This is a genomic window from Frateuria sp., assembly GCF_013362045.1.
GTDB lineage: Bacteria > Pseudomonadota > Gammaproteobacteria > Xanthomonadales > Rhodanobacteraceae > Frateuria_A.
Map to the genome: position 1 here is coordinate 1 of NZ_JABFWW010000228.1, position 3,101 is coordinate 3,101.

At 71.0% G+C, this 3,101-nt stretch carries 4 protein-coding genes; 1 reads left to right on the top strand and 3 read right to left on the bottom strand.

Annotation, left to right across the window (positions count from 1 at the left end):
* Nucleotides 1-384 (top strand): LysR substrate-binding domain-containing protein (locus HOQ08_RS11020; protein WP_291194530.1); only part of this gene is annotated, 384 nt, incomplete at its 5' end.
* Between the two features lie 25 nt (nucleotides 385-409).
* On the opposite strand, the gene HOQ08_RS11025 is transcribed toward HOQ08_RS11020, so the two are convergent.
* The 3 genes from HOQ08_RS11025 to HOQ08_RS11035 all read right to left on the bottom strand — a co-directional run.
* Nucleotides 410-1,024, bottom strand: coding sequence for a phosphoribosylanthranilate isomerase (locus HOQ08_RS11025; RefSeq protein ID WP_291194533.1), 615 nt, complete (start codon nucleotides 1,022-1,024; stop codon nucleotides 410-412).
* On the bottom strand, nucleotides 1,021-1,788 hold the full coding sequence (truA, locus tag HOQ08_RS11030) for a tRNA pseudouridine(38-40) synthase TruA (protein WP_291194536.1): 768 nt from the start codon (nucleotides 1,786-1,788) through the stop codon (nucleotides 1,021-1,023). The genes HOQ08_RS11025 and truA overlap by 4 nt, the downstream gene beginning before the upstream one ends.
* A gap of 181 nt (nucleotides 1,789-1,969) precedes the next feature.
* The coding region (locus HOQ08_RS11035) for a FimV/HubP family polar landmark protein (RefSeq protein WP_291194539.1) at nucleotides 1,970-3,101 on the bottom strand (1,132 nt) is incomplete at its 5' end.

Sequence of the window (3,101 nt, forward strand, 5' to 3'; positions counted from 1 at the left end):
AGTCCACACTGTCCGGCCGCCGCCCGGCTCGCTGGCCAGCCGCCGGACGCGCTGGCCAGCGAGCCGCTGCTGCACACCGCCTCGCGCCCGCAGGCGTGGCCGCAATGGGCGTGTGCAGCCGGCCTCGCGCCTGCGGCGCTGCGGTACGGCCAGGGCTTCGAGCACCTGTATTACCTGCTGGAAGCTGCGGCGGCGGGACTGGGGGTGGCTATCGCCCCGCAACAACTGGTGGCCGACGACCTGGCGACCGGCCGCCTGCAGGCGCCGTGGGGATTCACGTCCACCACCGCCTCATGGATCCTGGCCGCGCCGCGCCGCCTGCAGGACAATCGCATCGAAGCGCTGGCCGGGTGGCTGCGCGCGGCGCTTGGCGTGGTGGAGTGAGGCCCACCGCCTGTCGGCCCCTGCCTCAGGCCCCGCGCACGGCCTCGATGAAGGCGCGCATCTTTGCTGCGTCCTTGATCCCCACCGATGATTCGATCCCGCTGGACACGTCCACGCCCCATGGCCGTGCCCTGTGGATCGCCTCGGCAACGTTGCCGGCGTGCAGTCCGCCGGCCAGGATCAAGGGCAGGCCCGAATCCCGCGGCGCCAGCGACCAGTCGAACGCCCTGCCGCTGCCTCCGGCTTCGCCCAGGCCATGGCCATCCAGCAGCAGGCCCGCTGCGCCCGGAAACGCGCGCAGCTGCGGCAATGCCGTACCGGCGTCGCCCATCGCGATGGCCTTGAGGTAGGGCCGCCCGAACTGGGCGCACCAGTCGTCGTGTTCGGCGCCATGAAATTGCAGCAGATGCGGCTGCACGGCATCGACGACCTCGTTGACGAACGCCGCGCCCTCGTCCATGAACAACGCCACGGTGGTGACCATCGGCGGCAACGCGCGGACGATCATGCGCGCCTGGTCGATGTTCACGCGCCTTCGGCTGCGCGCGGTGAACACGAGGCCGATCGCATCGGCGCCCAGCTCGGCGGCGAGCGCGGCATCTTCGACACGGGTCATCCCACAACATTTGATGCGGGTCATTGGCTCACTTCCGCAGGCAGGCCCCAGTGCGCTTCGTAGCGCGGGCCGACGAATACGAGGCCGGATGATGGCGCGGTCGGGCCGGCGGCCTCGCGGTCGCGCCCGGCGAGCAGTTTTCCCGGCCATGTGACCGGCTGCTGCCCGCGCCCGACCGGCAACAGCGAGCCGACGATGTTGCGCACCATATGGTGCAGGAAAGCGTTGGCTTCGATGTCCACGATCACATGTTCGCCCTGGCGGTGCACCTCCAGCCCGAGCACGCAACGGCGCGCGTGCGCCGCCTGGCAGGAGACGGCGCGGAACGCGGAGAAGTCATGCTCGCCCAGCAGCGCCTGCGCCGCCCCGTGCATCGCAGCGGCATCCAGCGGCAACCGCTCCCAGGTGACGTAGCGCGCATCCAGCGCCGCGCGCACCGGGCGGTTGAGGATGGTGTAGCGATAGCGCCTGCTGCGCGCCGAAAATCGCGCATGGAAGGCGCCGGGCACCGGCTGCGCCCACAGCACCGCCACGCCCGTGGGAAGGTTCGAGCAGGCCCCGAGCACCCAGCCGCGCATGTCGCGCTCGACCTGCGTATCGAAGTGCACCACCTGGCAACGCCCGTGCACGCCGGCATCGGTGCGTCCGGCACAGGTCACCTCGACCGGTTGCGCCGCTACGCGCGACAGCGCCTGCTCCAGCGCGCCCTGCACCGTGGCGCCATGGGCCAGCCGCTGCCAGCCGAGGAAATCAGTGCCGTCGTATTCGACGCCCAGGGCGATGCGCATGCGTGGAATCCTGCATAACAGCCAAAAAGCTTAGCAGCTGCCGGAAGCCAAGCAGGGGGTAGTGCCCCATTGGGTATCGCGCTAGCGCTGAAGCCCGTCCCATGATCGCCGCACCGGAACATCGCGGCGCCGAAAACGCGACGGGCCGGCATGCCGGCCCGTCGCGCAGGTGCGTAGGGTCTCAGGCCAGCGAATCGAGCAGGCGCTGCGCGGCGTCCCTCTGCATCTGGCTGCCTTCGTTCATCACTTCCTCGAGCATGGCGCGGGCGCCATCCGCATCGCCCATGTCCATGTAGGCGCGGGCGAGGTCGAGCTTGGTGTCGATCGGATCGTCGCTGAACTCGGCCGACTCGTGCGGCACGGCGGCGTGACCGGCGCCTGCCGCTTCGTTGACCGGTTCCTCGAAGTTCCAGGAGGAACGTTCCTCGGAAGCGGGCTGGACGTTTCGCATCACGGTCCGGTCCGCTTCGTCCTCCGTGGCGTGCATGTCCGTCGCGTCGGACGGCGCCGCCGGGTTCGCGCGCGGCGGCGTGAGGTCGAAGTCGAAGTGGTATTCGCTGACCTTCGGCCGCGCCGCCGCGGGCTCGTGCGCGGACGGCGCCTCGGTCGCCTGCGCGTCCGTGGCGTAGCTGTCCAGGTCAAACGGATGCATGGCCTCTTCCGCAGGGCGGCCTTCGTGCTCGGCGAACGCTTCCGGCGCCATGTAGCCCGCGCCCGCGAACAGCGGATGGCCGGGCACCAGGTCTTCGCCCATCGCGAGCACGTCCTGCCACTCGTCCTGCTGCGGATCGGCGATGTGTGCGTGCATCGCTTCGGCGGCCGCTTCGAAATGCTCGACGTCGCGGCGGGAGTAGTACAGGCTCACCAGTTCCAGGTGCAGGCCGATGTCGTCGGGATGCTCGGCAAGCTGATCGAGCAGTTCATCCTGGTCCGGATCGGCGCTGGCCGCGGGCGCGGCGGGCATGCTGCCGAAGCGGTCGGCCAGTGAAGACGCCGTCGGCGCGGCCTTCGGTGCGGCGGGCTTGCGCCGGCGCCCCAGCAAGGCGAGCAGGATCAGCAGCAGCACTGCACCACCGGCCGCCGCCCATGCCCACGGCTGCATGTACCAGGGTTCCTCGGCCGGGGCCGGCACAGCTGCGGGCTTGGCAAGCTTGGCGGCTGGCTTGCTGGCCGTCGCGGCGGCCGGCTTGGCGGCGGTGCCGGCCGTGGCGACGCCGTGCGGCGCCATGGTGCTGGCGGCGCTGGCGACCGGGCGGGCGGACTGGCTGCCGCGCGCGCTCGTTGTCGTGTCCGCGGCCGGCGCGATCGCGTTC